The sequence below is a fragment of the Alistipes sp. AF48-12 genome (assembly GCF_003477565.1).
GTDB classification, from domain to species: domain Bacteria; phylum Bacteroidota; class Bacteroidia; order Bacteroidales; family Rikenellaceae; genus Alistipes_A; species Alistipes_A hominis.
In genome coordinates, this window is the sequence record NZ_QUDJ01000006.1 from 15,205 (window position 1) to 34,192 (window position 18,988).

14 protein-coding genes and 2 pseudogenes are annotated in these 18,988 nt (G+C 55.9%); 11 read left to right on the forward strand and 5 right to left on the reverse strand.

What is annotated here, in order from left to right; translation table 11 throughout:
• Nucleotides 1–57 precede the first annotated feature (57 nt).
• Both DW082_RS04940 and DW082_RS04945 read left to right on the forward strand, forming a co-directional pair.
• Nucleotides 58–1,551 carry a family 43 glycosylhydrolase gene (locus DW082_RS04940; RefSeq protein ID WP_118457631.1) on the forward strand — a complete coding sequence of 498 codons (1,494 nt, stop codon included), beginning with the start codon at nt 58–60 and terminating at the stop codon, nt 1,549–1,551.
• Nucleotides 1,552–1,576: 25 nt separating this feature from the next.
• Nucleotides 1,577–3,034 carry a sialate O-acetylesterase gene (locus DW082_RS04945; protein WP_259335520.1) on the forward strand — a complete coding sequence of 486 codons (1,458 nt, stop codon included), beginning with the start codon at nt 1,577–1,579 and terminating at the stop codon, nt 3,032–3,034.
• 88 nt (nt 3,035–3,122) lie between these two features.
• On the opposite strand, the gene DW082_RS04950 is transcribed toward DW082_RS04945, so the two are convergent.
• On the reverse strand, nt 3,123–3,971 hold the full coding sequence (locus DW082_RS04950; protein WP_101571347.1) for an enoyl-ACP reductase: 849 nt from the start codon (nt 3,969–3,971) through the stop codon (nt 3,123–3,125).
• A gap of 59 nt (nt 3,972–4,030) precedes the next feature.
• Nucleotides 4,031–4,891, reverse strand: coding sequence for an energy transducer TonB (locus tag DW082_RS04955; RefSeq protein ID WP_180951510.1), 861 nt, complete (start codon nt 4,889–4,891; stop codon nt 4,031–4,033).
• Between the two features lie 86 nt (nt 4,892–4,977).
• On the opposite strand from DW082_RS04955, the gene DW082_RS04960 reads away from it, so the two are divergent.
• The 9 genes and pseudogenes from DW082_RS04960 to DW082_RS04995 all read left to right on the forward strand — a co-directional run bounded on the left by DW082_RS04960 (nt 4,978) and on the right by DW082_RS04995 (nt 17,118).
• On the forward strand, nt 4,978–6,369 hold the full coding sequence (locus DW082_RS04960) for a bifunctional UDP-3-O-[3-hydroxymyristoyl] N-acetylglucosamine deacetylase/3-hydroxyacyl-ACP dehydratase (RefSeq protein WP_118457632.1): 1,392 nt from the start codon (nt 4,978–4,980) through the stop codon (nt 6,367–6,369).
• 32 nt (nt 6,370–6,401) lie between these two features.
• On the forward strand, nt 6,402–7,205 hold the full coding sequence (lpxA, locus tag DW082_RS04965) for an acyl-ACP--UDP-N-acetylglucosamine O-acyltransferase (protein ID WP_055202079.1): 804 nt from the start codon (nt 6,402–6,404) through the stop codon (nt 7,203–7,205).
• Nucleotides 7,206–7,418: 213 nt separating this feature from the next.
• Nucleotides 7,419–7,886 carry a ribosome assembly cofactor RimP gene (rimP, locus tag DW082_RS04970; RefSeq protein WP_055202081.1) on the forward strand — a complete coding sequence of 156 codons (468 nt, stop codon included), beginning with the start codon at nt 7,419–7,421 and terminating at the stop codon, nt 7,884–7,886.
• 146 nt (nt 7,887–8,032) lie between these two features.
• Nucleotides 8,033–9,259: pseudogene (gene nusA, locus DW082_RS04975) on the forward strand (transcription termination factor NusA); the annotation flags it as partial.
• A gap of 251 nt (nt 9,260–9,510) precedes the next feature.
• On the forward strand, nt 9,511–9,828 hold the full coding sequence (locus DW082_RS04980) for a hypothetical protein (protein WP_118457636.1): 318 nt from the start codon (nt 9,511–9,513) through the stop codon (nt 9,826–9,828).
• A 71-nt stretch (nt 9,829–9,899) separates the two neighbouring features.
• Nucleotides 9,900–10,367, forward strand: coding sequence for a translation initiation factor IF-2 N-terminal domain-containing protein (locus DW082_RS15430; protein WP_409049069.1), 468 nt, complete (start codon nt 9,900–9,902; stop codon nt 10,365–10,367).
• Nucleotides 10,364–12,781 (forward strand): translation initiation factor IF-2, encoded by a 2,418-nt coding sequence (infB, locus tag DW082_RS04985; RefSeq protein WP_409049070.1) that lies wholly within the window; start codon nt 10,364–10,366, stop codon nt 12,779–12,781. Before DW082_RS15430 ends, infB begins: the two co-directional genes overlap by 4 nt.
• Before the next feature lie 148 nt (nt 12,782–12,929).
• The gene (locus DW082_RS04990; RefSeq protein ID WP_118457638.1) at nt 12,930–15,644 is read left to right on the forward strand and encodes a glycoside hydrolase family 78 protein; all 2,715 of its coding nucleotides are present in this window, start codon (nt 12,930–12,932) and stop codon (nt 15,642–15,644) included.
• Nucleotides 15,645–15,679: 35 nt separating this feature from the next.
• Nucleotides 15,680–17,118, forward strand: a pseudogene (locus tag DW082_RS04995) (Gfo/Idh/MocA family oxidoreductase).
• Between the two features lie 85 nt (nt 17,119–17,203).
• Here the strand turns inward: DW082_RS04995 and DW082_RS05000 are convergent.
• From DW082_RS05000 to DW082_RS05010, 3 genes are all read right to left on the reverse strand, one after another.
• Nucleotides 17,204–17,470 (reverse strand): NVEALA domain-containing protein, encoded by a 267-nt coding sequence (locus DW082_RS05000; protein WP_118457639.1) that lies wholly within the window; start codon nt 17,468–17,470, stop codon nt 17,204–17,206.
• Nucleotides 17,471–17,684: 214 nt separating this feature from the next.
• Nucleotides 17,685–18,569 carry a hypothetical protein gene (locus DW082_RS05005; protein WP_118457641.1) on the reverse strand — a complete coding sequence of 295 codons (885 nt, stop codon included), beginning with the start codon at nt 18,567–18,569 and terminating at the stop codon, nt 17,685–17,687.
• A 36-nt stretch (nt 18,570–18,605) separates the two neighbouring features.
• Nucleotides 18,606–18,863 (reverse strand): NVEALA domain-containing protein, encoded by a 258-nt coding sequence (locus DW082_RS05010; protein WP_147386966.1) that lies wholly within the window; start codon nt 18,861–18,863, stop codon nt 18,606–18,608.
• Nucleotides 18,864–18,988 lie beyond the last annotated feature (125 nt).

Here is an 18,988-nt window from a genome sequence, read left to right on the forward strand (position 1 = left end):
TCTTTTTTGCGGGCGGCCCGTAAAAAAGAAGTCGCTTTTCCCTAAAATTTTACGCTCATGCGCAAACTGTTCCCGCTGCTCGTCCTGAGTCTGCTGCTGTCTTCGAACGCCGCCGTCGCCGAAAAAGCGGCCGAACGCGGCGTAAATTCCGAACGGCTGATGCTGGCGGGAGACCGCCCCGACCCTTCGATCACCCGAGACGGAGATACCTATTATATGGTGCATTCTTCGTTCGAATACGCGCCGGGCCTGCTGATCTACCGATCGAAAGACCTGGTGCGCTGGGAACCGCTGGTCAATGCGTTGCACCGGTACGTGGGATCGGTATACGCCCCGGATATCGTCAAACACAACGGCCGGTGGTACATCTATTTTCCGGTGGTCACTCCGGCCCATACGACCAACATGGTCGTATGGGCCGACTCCCCGGAAGGGCCGTGGAGCGAACCGGTCGACTTGCAGATCGGCGGGATCGACCCGGGACACGCGGTCGATGCGGAGGGAAACCGCTACCTGCTGATGAGCAACGGCTACCTGGTTCCGCTGGCCGCCGACGGGCTTTCGGCGACCGGCCCCGCACGAAAAGTTTACGACGGATGGGAATTTCCGAAGGAGTGGGACGTAGAAGGATTCTGCCTCGAAGGGCCCAAAATCCGAAAAATAGGAAAATACTACTATATGCTGACGGCCGAGGGCGGAACGGCCGGGCCGCCGACCAGCCACATGGTCGTCGTCGCGCGGGCCGAGCGCCTGACCGGCCCGTGGGAAAACAGCCCGTACAATCCGCTGGTACATACCTACTCCCCGGACGAGCGCTGGTGTTCGAAAGGACACGGGACGCTGATCGACACCCCCGACGGACAGTGGTACGTCGTTTACCACGCCTATGAACGGGGATTCTACACGTTGGGTAGGCAAACGCTGATCGAACCCGTCGCCATGACCGAAGACGGCTGGCCCGCCGCGGTTGCCCGTCCTGCGAAAAAACAGCCGGCGAAACAGGAAACCGCCGCTTCTTTCTCGGACGATTTCTCGACCGACCGGACCGGAACGCAATGGCAGTTCGCCGGGGAATACGACCCGCAGCGGGCGCGCCGAGAGAACCGTACCCTCGTGATGCAGGCCCGCGGAAACGACCCGTCCGACGCCTGTCCGATGCTGTTCGTTACCGGAGATCATGCCTATGAAATGGAGGTCGAAGCGCAATGCGCGCCGGAAGCAGTCGCCGGACTGGTGCTCTTTTACAATCCGAAACTCTATACCGGAATCGGCCTGGACAAAGGACGCCTGGCAATCCACGTGCTCGGCAGGGCCGAGTCGTTCGACGTGCAGCTTCCCCGGCACGTCTGGTTCCGGTTGCGGAACGACCGGCACGTCGTCTCGTTCTGGTACAGTCCCGACGGACGGAATTGGACGAAGGCAGACAAAAGCTGCGAAACCTCGGGCTATCACCACAACATGGCCGGAGAGTTCCTGAGCCTGCGGCCGGGAATCTACGCGGCGGGCTATGGCGAAGTCGTTTTCAGGAATTTCAAGTACAAAACATTATAAAACAAACACAAACAAATCAAACGGAATGAAAAAAATCCTCTTTCTGAGCTTGTCGTTGCTGACGGCCGCCGGGATGTCGGCCAAAGTGACGCTGCCGTCCGTACTGGGCAGCAACATGGTGCTGCAACAGCAGTGCAACGCCAACCTGTGGGGCAAAGCCGCCCCGTCGAAAAAAGTAACGGTCACCACTTCGTGGGACAACCGCAAATACACCGTCCAGGCTGCCGCCGACAGCACCTGGAAGACGGCGGTCGCCACGCCTGCCGCCGGAGGACCTTACTCGATCCGGATCAGCGACGGCGAAGCGACCGTACTCGACAACGTGATGATCGGCGAAGTCTGGATCTGCTCCGGGCAGTCGAACATGCAGATGCCGGTCACGGGCTTCCCCGGACAGCCGGTAGTCGGTTCGAACGAGGCGATTCTGAACGGGACGAACAGCGACATCCGGATGTTCGTAGTACGCCGCGAAGTGAGCGACCGGCCGCTGGACGATTGCAACACCGACACCGGATGGCAGGAAGCTACGACCGAAAGCGTCGCCGGATTCACCGCCGTCGGCTATTTCTTCGGCCTGAACCTATACAAAGTGCTCGGCATTCCGATCGGCCTGATCGAAACGGACTGGGGCGGAACCCGCATCGAAACCTGGATGGACATGGAAACCGCCCAAAAAGTAGAACAAAACCAAGTTGAAAAAGACAAAAACCATCAGGCCCCGAATAAGACCGCACAACTGTACAACGCGATGATCCATCCGTTGGTCAACTACACGGCCCAGGGATTCATCTGGTATCAGGGCGAATCGAACATCCACACCGGAAACGCGCACCTGTACAGCCAGTATATGCAGCAGCTCGTCTCGCTGTGGAGAAACGAGTGGGGCAACCAGCAGATGCCGTTCTACTACGTCCAGATCGCGCCGTTCGTTTACGAAGGCGACGACAAAACCAGCGTACCGCTGATCGTCGAACAGCAGCTCGCCGCAATGGACAAAATCCCCTATTCGGGTATGGCCTCGACGACCGATATCGGCAGCGGCCCCTGCATTCACCCGTCTCAAAAAATCCCCGTAGGCGAACGTCTCGCCCTGCTGGCGCTGAGCAAAACCTATGGCAAGAAGGGCCTGATCTGCGAAAGCCCGCGCTTCGAATCGGTGCGTTTCGAAGACGGCAAGGCGATCGTGCGTTTCAAGACCGAGGTACGCTGGGCCCGGATTATTCGGGACGGATCAAAGGCTTCGAGATCGCCGGAGCCGACAAGATTTTCGTTCCGGCACGGGCCGAATACATCGTCGGACAACCGGAGATCGCCGTCAGCTCGACGATTGTCGAGAATCCGGTCGCCGTGCGCTACGCGTTCCGCAACGTACCCGACCAGACGACACTGTACAATACCGGAGGACTGCCCGCGTTCCCGTTCCGCACGGACGACTGGAACGATGCGCAGTAAAACGGCTGTTCCGCGCAGCCGGCAAGCGTAACCGGCCGGCCGACAGCAATAATAAAAATAAAAAAGTGCACCGTCCCTTGGACGGTGCACTTTTTATTTACAGACTCCGGAAACGAATCTTACCGTTTCGAAATATCCTGGTATTCGACTTCGAGCCCTTTTTCGTACAGCGTCATCGCGCGGCGGCTCATACCCATGCTCGAGAATCCGCCGTCGTGGAACAGATTCTGCATGGTCACTTTACGCGTCAGGTCGGAAAAAAGCGTCAGCACATAGCCCGCGCAATCGTCGGCCGTCGCATTGCCCAGCGGAGAGTTCCGGTCGGCGTAATCCATCAGGTCGCCCATCCCCAGCACGCCCTTGCCGGCGGTCGTCGGCGTCGGCGACTGCGACACGGTATTGATCCGAACGAATTTTTCGCGGCCGTAGATGTACCCGAAACTGCGGGCGATCGACTCGAGCAGCGCCTTGGCGTCGGCCATGTCGTTATAACCGTACAGCGTCCGCTGCGCGGCAATATACGACAGCGCCACGATCGAAGCCCAGTCGTTCAGCGCATCCTTTTTACGGGCTACCTGAATCACCTTATGGAACGAAATTGCCGATATATCGAGCGTTTTGGTCAGAAAATCATAATCCAGATCGTCATAAGTGCGTCCTTTGCGGACGTTCGGGGACATCCCGATCGAATGCAGGATGAAATCGAACTTGCCGCCGAAATGCTCCATGGTCTTCTCGATCAGGTTCTCCAGATCGGGTACGCTGGTGGCGTCGGCCGGTACGACGATGGCGCCGCACGCCTCGGCCAGTTGATTGATGGTTCCCATGCGGATCGACACGGGAGTATTGGTCAGCACGATCTCCGCTCCCTCTTCCACGGCGCGCTCGGCCACTTTCCACGCGATCGAGTCTTCGTTCAGGGCTCCGAAAATCAGCCCCTTCTTTCCTTTCAACAAATTATACGACATCTTTATTCACTTTTGATCGGCGCAAAGGTAGTCAAATATGTCGAACTCCAAAAAGGGGATTACTGCGGCACGAAAATGTAGGTGATGGTGCCGCTCTGCTTATCGGAACCCGTATCCTCCACGTTGAAACGGGAATTGCGGGCCGCCAGAATGGCCATGTCGTTGATGCAACTGCTGTTGGTCGAGCTCTCTTTCATAGATGCCGAGACGACCTTGCCGTTGCGGTTCACGGTGATGTTCACGGTCACTTCGCCGCCGCCCTCGCACTGGTAGGCCGGCATGTACAGCGAAACGTCGCGGCGGCCCGGCAGCCAGTAGGATATCAATACGCTGCCTTTCTGCTTGACGCCGCTCTCCTTTTCGCCCTCCTTCGCTTCGCGCTGGGCCTTGCTGCGGGCGATCATCTCCTGTTCTTCGCGGCGGCCCTTCGCAAAAGCGTCCTGCGAAGCCTTCACGCGTCCGGCTACGGCCGCAGCCTCTTCGTCGAGCCCCTCCATAAAATCGGCGATCGATTTCGACGAGGAAGCGCCCCCGCCCGCAGTCGACGCCGTCGTACGGCCGACCGACTCCGAACGGCCGTTCTCATCGGAGATCCGGTTTTTGACATTGCTGAAATCGTCCCCCTCGTCCTGCTGCTCGGGCACCTGCTGCTGAAGCGTTTCGAGCGCCTGCTGCATATCGGTCAGGTCGATGTACATCGCTCCCTCGACGCGCTCCTGGTTCATCGCGATTTTTACCGAAACGAATACGATCCCGAAAGCCAGGTAAGCGATAATCATGCAACACAGTCCCACCCGGTGCTCATAAGCCCATGAGCCCAGATCGGTGGGGCCTTTTTCGAAAGGCAGCCTCGGCCGCGGCGGCCGGACATTCGGCGGTACCGGACGCGCAGGGGGCGCCGGTTTGCTTGTTTCCTGCATCGTTTCCCTATAAAAACCGAACAAAAGTACGATTTCTTTCAAAAAATTCATACCTTTGCGCGCAAAATAATGTTTTTTCAAAAGTTATGTCACCGAAACAGCAGACATTGAACGCTCCGATCACTTTTCAGGGAAAAGGCTTGCACACGGGGCTTCATGTTACTATGACCGTCAACCCGGCCGAAGCGGGGCACGGCATCAAATTCAGAAGGATCGATCTCGAGGCCCAACCGACGATCGAAGCCTTGGCCGATTTCGTGGTGGATACATCGCGCGGAACGACCATCGAAAAACGCGGCGTCCGCGTCAGCACGATCGAGCACGTTATGGCGGCTCTGTGGGGCTGCGGCGTAGACAACGCCCTGATCGACATCGACGCTCCGGAAACCCCGATCATGGACGGCTCGGCGCGGGAATACGTCGAAGCCATCGCGCGAACCGGACTCAAAGAGCAGGACGAGGAACGCAAATATTATTCGGTGAGTGAAAAAACGCTTTTCGAAGCGCCCGAACGCGGCGTCGAGCTGGCGGTATACCCGGACGACGAATTTTCAATCAACGTCAACATCGATTTCAACTCCAAAATCATAGGCAACCAGTATGCGCGCCTCGACCGTATCGGGGATTTCGCGGAACAGATCGCCCCGTGCCGCACGTTCGTCTTTCTGCACGAACTGGAACCGCTGATCAAGAACAACCTGATCAAAGGAGGCGACCTGGACAACGCCATCGTGATCGTCGAAAACAAGATCCCGGACGAAGAACTCGCCCGGCTGTCGGAACTTTTCAACAAAAAGGACGTTCAGGTCGACGAAGGCTACCTGAACAACATCCAACTCCGCTTTCCGAACGAACCGTCTCGCCACAAGCTGCTGGACATGGTCGGCGATCTGGCGCTGATCGGTATGCGCATCCGCGGACGCGTAGTCGCCTACCGCCCGGGCCATGCCGCCAATACCGAACTGGCCAAAATAATCCGCAGGAACATCAAGCGGGACGCGGCTAAGCCCCGTTTCCATTTCGAGCCGGACTCGACTCCCGTATACGACATCAAACAGATCAAGGGCATGTTACCCCACCGTCCTCCGTTCCTGCTGGTAGATAAGGTAATGCACCTGGACAGCGAGAACGTGGTCGGGATTAAGAACGTAACGATGAACGAGCCGTTTTTCGTGGGACACTTCCCGAACGAGCCGGTCATGCCGGGCGTGCTGATCATCGAGGCGATGGCCCAGTGCGGCGGGATTCTGGCGCTCAGCAGCGTTCCCGACCCGGAAAACTACTCGACCTATTTTCTCAAGATCGACGGCGTGAAGTTCCGGGACAAAGTGGTTCCCGGCGACACGTTGCAGTTCGAACTGAAACTGGCCGAACCGATCCGGCGCGGAATCGTCACCATGGAAGCGAAAGCCTACGTGGGCAACCGTTTTACGACCGAAGCGACGCTGATGGCGCAGATCGCCCGCAACAAAGACTGACAACCCGAACAGAAATCCATAATCCGAGTATAATGATAAGTAAATCAGCCCATGTTTCCGAAAATGCAAAATTGGGAGAAGGCGTAACCGTCGAACCTTTTGCATACATTGCAGCCGATGTCGTGATCGGCGACGGTTGCTGGATCGGCCCGGGAGCCGTGATCCTGGACGGCGCACGGCTGGGAAACAACTGCAAAATACACACCTCGGCCGTAATCGCCGGCGTACCGCAGGATCTGAAATTCCGCGGCGAATACTCGACCGTGGAGATCGGCGACAACACGTCGATCCGCGAATGCGCCACCATCAACCGCGGTACGGCGGCCAAAGGAGTGACCAAAGTGGGAAGCAACACGCTGATCATGGCTTACGCGCATGTCGGACACGATTGCACCGTAGGAGACAACTGCGTGATCGTCAACGGCGTTTCGCTGGCCGGAGAAGTCGAAGTCCAGGACTGGGCGATCCTCGGCGGACACTCGGCGGTTCACCAGTTCTGCCGGATCGGGGCCCACGTGATGCTCAGCGGAGGATCGTTGGTCAGCAAAGATATCCCGCCGTTCGTGAAAGCGGCCCACAACCCGCTGTCGTTCGTCGGAGCCAACTTCATCGGTTTGCGTCGCAGGGGATTCTCGCCGGAAAAAATCAACGAGATCCAGGAGATGTTCCGCATCCTTTTCCAATCGGGCTACAACTATTCGCGCGCCTGCGAAATGGTCGAAAACCAGGTGCCGCAATCTGCCGAACGGGATCTGGTGCTCGACTTCATCCGAAGCTCCAAACGGGGCATCCTGAAGCCGTACAACCCGAAAAAAAGCGACGACGAAATCGAATAACGACAGGCGCCGAACGACCGTCCCGGTGCATACGACTGATCCGGATCCCGGTCCGGCCGTTGTATTCGCTGGTCGCCGCGACACGAAAATTAACGGAAATTTGTTGTTTTTTTCAATAAATAAAGCTACATTTGCAGCGTAGCGGAAAGATGGGGGACGGGAGTCCCCCGTTTTATTAACCCTACCCCGGAACTTTCGACAAATCATACATCCATGATAGATACCGAACGGATACGTGAAATCATCGACGAAAAACTGGCCGGAACGGATCTGTTCCTGGTCGGTATCCGGCAGTCGCCGTCCAACGAGATCGAAATTACGATCGACAGCGACACGTCGGTGGGAATCGACCGCTGCGCGGAACTGAGCCGGGCGGTCGAAGAGGCGTTCGACCGGGATGCAGAGGATTTCGAACTAACGGTCATGTCGGCCGGCATAGGTCAGCCGCTCACGATGCTGCGGCAGTACCGCAAGCTGATCGGCCGGGAAGTCGAGGCGGTGCTGAAAGACGGATCGAAACTGACCGCCGTTCTGAAAGACGCGTCCGCAGAGGCGCTTACGCTGAGTTACAGCGAAAAAGTAGCCGTAGAAGGTAAAAAACGCCGGGTATCGGTCGAACGCGAACGGACGATCCCGCTCGCGGAGATCAAGACGACCCGCGAACACCTGCGATTCAAGTAACGAAACGGCAGCCGGCCCGGCGAGGGCCGCAACCGGATATAAAACATACACAAAAAAAGCTAAAGTAAAGTTAACCAAAACGTACCGGGGGCAATGGTCGGAAAACCGTAAGGCCGTATTGCCTGTTAAAATTTTACATTACAGATATGGACAATCTCAATCTCGTAAACACGTTCGCGGAGTTCAAAGAGCTTAAGAACATCGATAAGAGCACCATGATCGGTGTTCTGGAAGATGTGTTTCGTCACTTGCTGATCAAGACTTACGAAACGGACGAAAATTTCGACGTGATCATCAACCCGGAAAAGGGAGACCTCGAAATATGGCGCAACCGGACGATCGTGGAGGACGGAACGGTGGAAAACCCGAACCAGCAGATCTCGCTGACCGACGCCCGCAAAATCGACCCGACCTACGAAATGGGCGAAGAGGTGGCCGAAGAGATCAAGCTGGCCGACTTCGGAAGGCGCGCCGTGCTGTCGCTGCGGCAGAATCTCGCCTCGCGGATACTCGACCTGGAAAAGGCCAATCTGTTCAATAAATACACCGAAAAAGTGGGCGAAATCATTACCGGAGAGGTCTACCAGGTATGGAAAAAGGAAATACTCGTGCTGGACGACGAAGAGAACGAACTGGTGCTGCCGAAAGCGGAACAGATCCCGAACGACTTCTTCCGCAAGGGTGACAGCATCAAGGCGATCGTTTCGAAAGTGGAGATGAAGAACAACAACCCCTACATCGTTCTGTCGCGTACCGCCCCGGAATTCCTCGAACGGCTTTTCGAGATGGAGGTCCCTGAAATTTACGACGGCCTGATCACGATCAAGAAGATCGTCCGCATCCCCGGCGAACGCGCCAAAGTCGCCGTAGAATCCTACGACGACCGCATCGACCCGGTAGGCGCCTGCGTCGGCATGAAGGGATCGCGCATCTACTCGATCGTCAAGGAGCTGCGCAACGAGAACATCGACGTGGTGAACTATACGACCAACACGCAGTTGTTCATCCAGCGGGCGCTGAACCCGGCCAAGATCTCGTCGATCAACCTCAACGAGCAAACCAAGACCGCGGCAATCTACCTGAAACCGGAAGAAGTTTCGCTGGCGATCGGCAAAGGCGGCCTGAATATCCGGCTCGCGAGTATGCTGACCGGATACGATATCGACGTCTACCGCGAACTGGAAGAGGAAGACATCGCCCTGGATACGTTCAAAGACCGGATCGACGGCTGGATTATCGACAAGCTGAAAAGCATCGGCTGCGACACGGTCAAGAGCGTGCTGGAACTCTCCGTCGCGGAACTGGCCCAGCGTTCCGACCTGGAGGAAGAGACCGCGCAGGAGATCATCGACATCCTGAAATCGGAAGAAGAGGACGTGAGCCTGGACGAATTTAAGGATGAGATCGACGAAGCGATCATCGATAAGTTCAAGAGCATCGGCCGCGACACGGCCAAAAGCGTACTGGAACTTTCGGCCGAAGAACTGGCCAAGCGCACGGGGATCGACGCCGAAACCCTGCAGGAGGTACTGAATATTTTGAAATCGGAATTCGAATAGCGCGCGGAAACGGGCCGGACGAAGGAAGCCGGCCGCGAACGATCGCAGAACGTTACGAAAGAGGAATGAATACATTCGCTTTATCCATGTGCATCGGCCTGGGCGCAGGCATTGCGGACATCGTCCCGATGATCGCGCAGAAACTGCCGGCGCACTCGACGGTATCCGTTTTCCTGCACTACTTTTTCGTTTCGATCGTGATCGTGAACATGGATTTGCCGCACATCCCCTGGTGGATCGAGGGAGGCGTGGTAGGCCTCGCGCTGACGATCCCGATGCCGATTCAGGCGGGGCACGCCGACCGCAAGCCGTTGCCCGTCATCGCGGCGAACGCCGTCGTACTGGGAACGCTGGTCGGGATAGCGGGTCACCTGCTACGGTGACCGTCCGGCAAACAACTTAGATAAGAACAAATAAGAGTCGATATAGATCCGAACCCGAAAAACGAAGCAATATGTCAAATGAAAGAAGACTTAGACTCCATCAGGTTGCAAGAGAGTTAAAAGTGGGACAAACAACAATTATTGAATTTCTTGAAAAAAAGGGAATCAAGGTGGACAATTCGCCCAGTTCGATCATCGAACCGGCTGCGTATGCCATCCTGGATAAAGAGTTCGGCGGAAACAAGCACATCGAGAAGGTGAATATCCGTGAAAAGATAAACCTGAAGCATGAATCCGTTTCGCTGGACGACCGCAAGGAGAACGAGCAAAACGGCTCCGACGACGGCGCCGATTTCAAGAACGAGGTAATTATCAAAAGCGGCGTGATCAATGTCAAGGACGAAGTGGCGAGAATGGCCACTCCTAAAATATTGGGTAAGATCGATCTATCGAACAACCACAAGAAGAAAAATACGACGGAACCGGCTGCGGAGAAAAAACCTGAAGCTCCGAGGCCGCTCCCGTCGCGACCCCCGTGAAGAAACAGGAAACGCCCAAACCGGCTGTCGAGCCGGTCGTCAGCGCTCCGGCTGCCCCTGCTACGCCGGCAGCGGCCGCCCCGGTTGCCGCCTCCGTCCCCCATGCAGCACCGGCCGCTGCGCCCAAGCCCTCCGAAACCGTTGCGGAAACAACGGCCGATAAGACGGAAGTCGTAATCCAGAACCAGACCTACGACCAGCGGATGGCCGCCGACGAAAGCAACCTATTCCGTCCGGGTGAAGGCACTAAACTGTCGGGGCCGAAGGTTTTGGGGAAAATCGACGTGAAATCCTTCGAGAAGAAGAAGGGCGAGGACAGCCACCGCAAACGGGAGAAACGCAAGCGGATTTCGAAAGACAAAGTAGACATTACGCAGAAGCAAAACCAGCCGACCGGCAAGGACAACCGGCCGAAGGCTGCGCCGAACGGCGCTCCGGGCGCGGCGGGTTCCGGCAAAAGCTCCTTCAAGGACAGGCGGAAAGGGAAAGCGGTAAAACCGGTGGTAAAAGCGGAAATCAGCGAAGAAGAAGTACAGAAACAAATCAAAGATACCCTGGCCCGTCTGACGGCCAAAGGTCCGAAGTTCAAAACGTCGAAGCACCGCCGCGACAAGCGGGAAGCGGTATCGGCCCGTATGAACGAAGAGCTGGAACGCCAGGAAAAAGAAAAAAGCGTACTGAAGGTGACCGAATTCGTAACGGTCAGCGAACTGGCGACCATGATGGACGTCAGCGTAACCGACGTCATCACGGCCTGCATGAACCTGGGGCTGATGGTTTCGATCAACCAGCGCCTCGACGCCGAAGCGTTGGTCGTGGTGGCCGAAGAGTTCGGTTTCAAAGTCGAGTTCGTTGCGGTTGAGATTCAGGAAGCAATCGACACGGAGGACGAAACGGACGAAGACGCCGTTCCGCGGCCGCCGATCGTTACGGTGATGGGGCACGTCGACCACGGTAAAACGTCGTTGTTGGATAACATCCGCAAGGCGAACGTAATCGCCGGCGAAGCGGGCGGTATCACGCAACACATCGGGGCATACAGCGTGAAACTCGACGACGGCCGGCGCATCACGTTCCTCGATACGCCGGGTCACGAAGCGTTTACGGCCATGCGTGCCCGCGGGGCGAAAGTGACCGACGTGGCGATCATCATCGTAGCCGCGGACGACAACGTGATGCCGCAAACCGTCGAGGCGATCAACCATGCGGCCGCCGCACAGGTTCCGATCGTTTTCGCGATCAACAAGATCGACAAGCCGGGAGCCAACCCGGAAAAGATCAAAGAGGAACTGTCGGCCATGAACTACCTGGTTGAAGATTGGGGCGGTAAATACCAGTGCCAGGAGATCTCGGCCAAGCAGGGCATCAACCTCGACAAGTTGCTCGAAAAGGTGCTGCTCGAAGCCGAATTCCTCGACCTGAAAGCCAATCCCGACCGGAAAGCCCAAGGCGCGGTGATCGAATCCACGCTGGATAAAGGGCGCGGTTACGTTGCGACAGTGCTGGTACAGAACGGCACGCTGCGGGTCGGCGACATGCTGCTGTCGGGCATCTACACCGGCCGCGTGAAGGCGATGTTCAACGAACGCGGCACGCGGATCACCGAAGCGCCCCCGTCCACGCCGGTGCTGGTGCTCGGGCTGAACGGCGCTCCGCAAGCCGGGGACTCGTTCAACGTGATGGACGACGAACGTTCGGCGCGCGACATCGCCAACAAGCGCGAACAGTTGCAGCGGATGCAGGGCCTGCGCACCCAGAAGCACATCACGCTCGACGAAATCGGACGCCGCATCGCGATCGGCAATTTCAAGGAGCTGAACATCATCATCAAGGGCGACGTGGACGGTTCGATCGAAGCGATGGCCGACTCGCTGATCAAACTGTCGAAAGAAGAGGTTCAGGTCAACGTGATTCACAAGGCCGTAGGCCCGATCTCCGAATCGGACGTGATCCTGGCCGCCGCTTCGAACGCCGTGATCGTCGGATTCCAGGTGCGGCCTTCCGCCGCGGCCCGGAAACTGGCAGAGAAGGAAGAGATCGAAATCCGACTCTACTCGATCATTTACGACGCGATCAACGATATCAAAGACGCCATCGAGGGTATGCTCGCCCCGGTGATGAAGGAGGAAATCGTATGTTCGGTCGAAGTGATGGAAGTGTTCAAGATCACGAAGGTCGGCACGGTCGCCGGCTGTCTGGTGCGCGAAGGCAAGATTACGCGGCATACGAACATCCGCGTAATCCGCGACGGCATCGTGGTCTACACCGGCAAGCTCGGTTCGCTGAAGCGTTTCAAGGATGACGTCAAAGAGGTGAACAACGGGCTCGAATGCGGACTGAACATCGAGAATTACAACGATATCCACGTAGGCGATATCATCGAAGGTTACGAACAGGTCGAAGTTAAAAAATAACCTCGCCGACGCCGAACCCGTCGTTTTGCGGGCCGTCCTCACGAATCCGGGGCGGCCCGCTTCGATTTTATGCCGGTCATCCGGCACGAATTTCCGATAAAATGATTAATTTTGGCAGAAACCGAACCGAATAACCCAAAATTAGCCTATGAAACTTTTGTTAAGCTTCGCACTGATGCTGTCCGGCCTGGCGGTACAGGGCGCCAGATTTTCCCCGATGCAGGCCGTCGACCTGCAGTGCGAGTACCTGACTACGCCGCTGGGGATCGACGTCGCCGAACCCCGCCTGATGTGGAAATTGCAATCTCCGGTCGGAGGAGTCTCCCAGAGCGCCTACCGGGTCGTCGTGGCGACCTCGCCCGAGCAGCTCGAAGCCGGGAACGCCGACGTATGGAACTCGGGGCGGATCAAATCCGGCGACCAGACGGTCGTATGCAGCCCCGCCGCTCCGCTGAAGTCGCATACCCGTTACTTTTGGAAAGTCGAAACGTGGGACGACAACGGCCGTATGCCGGTCACTACGCCGGTATCGTGGTTCGAAACCGGCAAGATGACGCCCGGCGAATGGAAGGCGCAATGGATCACCGACTCGCACGACAAACAGTATAAGCCCGCCCCAATGTTCCGCCGCGAATTCGCGACCGGAAAGCAGATTGCTTCGGCCCGCGCCTATATCTGCGGACTGGGTTACTACGAACTTTACCTGAACGGGGAGCGCGTGGGCGACCATCTGCTCGATCCGGGCTATACCGATTTCTCGAAACGGGTGCTCTACGTAACTTACGATATCACCGCTCAACTCGGCGAAGGTAAAAATTGCATCGGGGTCGTGCTCGGTAACGGCTGGTATAACGAACAAACTCCGGCCGTGTGGAACTTCCATCTGGCTCCGTGGCGCAACCGCCCGCGGCTACTGTGCGAACTGCATGTCACCTACCGGGACGGATCGACCGAAACGATCGGCAGCGACGCTTCGTGGAAAACGGCGACCGGCCCGTTGCTGTACGACAACCTGTACACCGGCGTAACGTACGACGCCCGGCTCGAACAGCCGGGATGGAACCGTCCCGGATTCGACGACGGCGCCTGGCAGCCCGCCGTGACCGTCCAATCGCCCGCGCCGCTGATCGAAGCGCAGAAAATGGCGGCCGTCGCCGCATCCGGATCGGTAAAACCGGTATCGGTCGAGAAGATCAACGACACGGTATACGTCTACAACCTGGGGAAAAACTTCGCCGGAGTATGCCGACTGCGCGTGAAGGGGCCGCGCGGAACCGTCGTAACGATGCGGCACGGCGAATTGCTCGATTCGGCCGGACGGGTCGATCAGAGGAACATCAACATGCACCTGCGCCCGACGAACGCATCGGAGATCAGCCAGTTCGACACCTATATTCTCAAAGGCGAAGGCGCCGAAACCTTTATGCCTCCGTTCACGTATCACGGTTTCCAGTACGTCGAGGTAACGACCAGCGTACCGCTGCAACTGACGGCCGAGAACCTCGAAGGCATAGTCATGCACAGCGACGTGCGACCGACCGGCGATTTCAGTTGTTCGAACAAACTGATCAACCAAATATTCGACATTTCGAAACGCTCGTACCTGAGCAACCTGTTCGGCATCCCGACCGACTGCCCGCACCGCGAAAAGAACGGCTGGATGGCCGACGGCTACATGGTGCAGGAAGCCGGCATGATCAATTTCGACAGCCGGAACATCTACGCCAAATGGGTGAACGATATGATCGACGCGCAGGAGGCCGACGGCAACGTGCCGGGTATCGTCCCGACTTCGTGGCACTGGGATTCGAACTGGGCCGGCCCGATGTGGGACGCCGCGATCTTCATCACGCCGCACCTGCTGTACCAATACAGCGGCGATACGCGGGCGATCGAAACGATCTACCCGGCGGCCAAACGTTACCTGGAGTACTTGCAAACGCGCGAGGAAGCGAACGGCACGATCAACCACGGACTCGGGGACTGGCTGTTCTACAAAGCGCAGACGCCGGTCGATTTCATGGCCACGTGTTTCTATTACTGGGATAACGTGCTGATGGCGCAGATGGCCCGGCTGACCGGCCGCGAACCGGAAGCCGCCCCTTACGAAGCGAAAGCCGAAAAGCTGAAAGTCCTGATCAACGAACTGTTTTTCGATCCCGAAAAGGTCTGCTATTCGAACGGCACGCAACTGTCGTACGCGCTGCCGCTCTATGTCGGTATCGTCCCGGAACAATACGAGAAACGATTGGCCGAAAACCTGAACTGTTGCATTGCGGACAACGATTACAGCCTCGATTTCGGCTTCATCGGCAGTCTGGTCGTACCGGCCGTGTTGTCCGACTACGGATATGCCGACGCCGTCTACCGGATGGTCACCAAAACCACGCTACCCTCATGGGGCTACTGGATCGAACAGTGCGGAGCGACCTCGCTGTTCGAAACGTGGGACGTCCTGCGGAACATCGGCGACGCATCGCGCAACCACCCATCAATGGGCGCCGTCAGTGCCTGGATGTACAAAACGCTGGCCGGCATCCAGGTCGATCCGGAACAACCGGCATTCCGGCACGTGCTGATCCGCCCGGCTTTCGTCGACGGATTGAACTGGGCGAAGGCGTCTTACGATTCGCAGCGCGGCGAGATCCGCAGCGCCTGGGAGCGCAACGGCGACCGGGTAACGCTGAACGTGCAGATCCCTGCCAACATGACGGCCACCGTATCGCTGCCGTCCGCCGCCGTCGAAGCAGTCGGCTGCAAAGGAAATGCGAAAAACATCCGGAAAATCACGGACAAAAAGTCGTCCGGAGTCGCTTACCGGATCGGTAGCGGAGCCTACCGTTTTACCTGTACGATAAACTGAAAAACCCAATCATAACCGATACAAACAACTGAAATATGGATTCCAATGAATTTTCGAGGCGGGAATTTCTGAAAAGAGTTCTCGCGCTGTCGGCGGCAGCGGCCCTGCCGACCATCCTGACGAAAAACACGTTGTCGGCGGCCCGGCCCAAACCGCGGATCGTCGGCCCGAACGAACGGGTCAACCTGGCCGTCTGCGGGATCGGCAACCGGGGCGGCGAAATTCTCCGCGAGTTCGCTAAAACGGGCGAGGCCAACATCGTCGCGCTGTGCGACGTAGACATGGGGGCCCCGCACACCGAACAGTCGCTGAAGCAATTCCCGAACGTGCCGCGCTTCCAGGATTTCCGGCAGATGTTCGACAAGATGGGCGACCAGATCGACGCCGTTTCGGTCGGGGTTCCGGACTTCTCGCACTTCCCGATCTGTATGCTGGCGATGTCGCTCGGCAAGCACGTCTATACCGAGAAGCCGATGGCACGCACGTTCTACGAGGTCGAGCTGATGATGAAAGCGGCAAAAAAGTACAAGGTAGTCAACCAGATGGGCAACCAGGGCCACTCCGAAGGGAATTATTTCCAGTTCAAGGCATGGAAAGACGCCGGAATCATCAAGGACGTTACGGCGATCACCGCCCACATGAACGCGCCGCGTCGCTGGCACGGCTGGGATACGAACATCAAAAGTTTCCCTCCGGGACAGCCGGTCCCGCAGACGCTCGACTGGAACACCTGGCTGATGACGGCCCGTTTCCACGATTACAACAAGGACTACGTCAACGGACAATGGCGCTGCTGGTACGATTCGGCATGGGCGCCCTCGGCGACTGGGGTGCTCACATTCTGGATACCGCCCACCAATTCCTCGAATTGGGACTGCCCTACGAGATCGACCCGGTGCGGATCGACGGGCACAACGACTTCTTCTTCCCGCAGGCCTCGACGCTGGTGTTCAAGTTCGGAGCGCGCGGCAACATGCCGCCGGTGGACGTCACCTGGTACGAAGGACAGAAGAACATCCCGCCAGTGCCGGAAGGCTACGGCGTATCCGAGCTGGATCCGAACATTCCGGCCCCGAGTACCGGGCAAATCCAGCCGGCCAAGCTGAATCCGGGCAAAATCATTTATAGCAAGGAACTGACCTTCAAGGGCGGTTCGCACGGCAGCCTGCTGTCGATCATCCCGGAAGAAAAGGCCAGGGAGATGGCGTCACAGTTGCCGGAAGTCCCCCAGAGCTCGTCGAATCACTACAAAAATTTCCTGTTGGCCTGCAAGGGACAGGAACAAGCACGGTCGCCGTTCGACGTCGCCGGGCCGCTTTGCCAAGTGTTCAACCTCGGCGTGCTGGCGCAGCGCCTGAACGCGAAACTGCTGTTCGACCCGAAGAAAAAAGTGATCACCAACAACGAACGGGCCAACAAGCTGCTGAAAGACCTGCCGCCGCGCGAAGGCTGGGAAGAGTTCTACAAACTGTAAAAAATGCCGGACAGATTTTAAAATCTGTCCGGCATTTTTTATTACCGAATCCTACATCCGGCATATAAACGACCAGCCGAAAGAATCAACCGGCTTTGACGTAATCATTCCACGTATTCACATACTCGTTACCGTCCGCATCTACGGATTTGAAAGTACAACTTCTGCGTTTTTCCTGAGCACAGGGAATCTGAACTTCCTCACCGCCATCCCCCTCCGAACCGGCCAATGCTTCGACGTTTTCAAGCAACAGATCATCAGCCGACCTGTTTTTACAATCATACTGCACAAAAGCTCCTAAAGCCGCTACGGCTAACACGACCGAACCGGAAAAAATAACTGTTTTTTTCATAGAATCTACATTTAATGAATATCAGGCAATTTAAATCTCACCATTTCGGGTTCGAACGACTCGGGATTCAAATAAAAAGCATACAACCACTCATCGTCCGTATCCGGCTGAATATAACATACCGGTCTGTCCAATAAATATTTATGCACCGGATTCCCATTCCAGTCGCAAAGATATACCTCTTTTACATACCCGGGAGAATAACCGTTTCTCTTTATAGACCTCTCCCGTTCCGAATAATCGATTTTAGGATCGGCACAGTAGATAAACGCATCTGTAACCGATAATTGATACCCCGATTCATAATGATCGACAATTTTATAAGTTCCATCGGTTCGTTGCGTGCATATCGGCAACCGATCGAATAATCTGACCCTGTTCGACACCGTACTATCTCCAAGCGTAAAAATCTCGACAAATTTCGAATTAGAACAGGAATAAACGAACTGTCTGGCCGAAGGCGTTTGCGCAAGTCTCCGGAATAAATTTGAGATTTATTGTAACAAGTAACCTCGTTACCGCTATCCGGATAGCGAACCCCCAGACTCGACACCCGCTCACTACCGGTATTCAGTAATGTAAACAAATCGTCGCTGTCGCCGAACCCCTGCATCAAATAAGTCGAATCCGTAACCGGTAAAAGATTATAGGCAAAAGATTCTACATAAGGATAATCGACCACGCTCCATGCAGAAAAATCGAATACGTTTTTCAAATTGTTCACGGGTATGACAAACGACTTTCCTCGGGGATTATACGCAACGATCATCAAGACGCTGTCTCGATTCAAAAAATGTATGCTCGAAGCGTTCACCTCGAAAGGCCCGTTCCCTTTTGTCAAAAAAGAACCTATAAATTTCAAACTGTCCTGCGATATCCTGAAAACAGAATAATATTTATCTTTATTCCAATTTTCGAAAATGACATAGTCATCGATAAATATCAAATCGGATTCCGTGAAAATAATCCGGTCCACATTCACAGAAGTCGCCGTCAAGGGGTACTCCAAACCTTGCCACTTTTCTTCGCCCCAGTTTTTTCGCCCTTCGCAACCGCATAGCACACACATCCCGATCAAAATGACCGTTAATTTCCCCATACTAAGAATATATCGGCAACACGACATAACTGGAAATTAGATCTGTTTAGAATCTTTCCACGTATCAGAATGCGTATTTCCATCCGCATCTTTAGCAGAAAAACTGCATTTACTCTTTTTTTTGGCACTACAAGGAATTTGTACAGGTTCCGCCGATTCATCCCCTGCCAATGCTTCAAGATTGGACTGAAATAACAAATCCATAGATTTACACTGACTCCGATCGATATAAATATATGCTCCTACTACAATGGCCAAAGCCAAACTGATTTTAATAATTCTTTTACTTTTCATCGGTTTTTGATATATATATACATAACACACGTATTCTTTTACACAAAAGAAGTGAAAAATAAATAAAAAAAGAATCGGCAAAAATACCGACCCTTTCGTATGGACTCCGGAATGAATCGATCCCG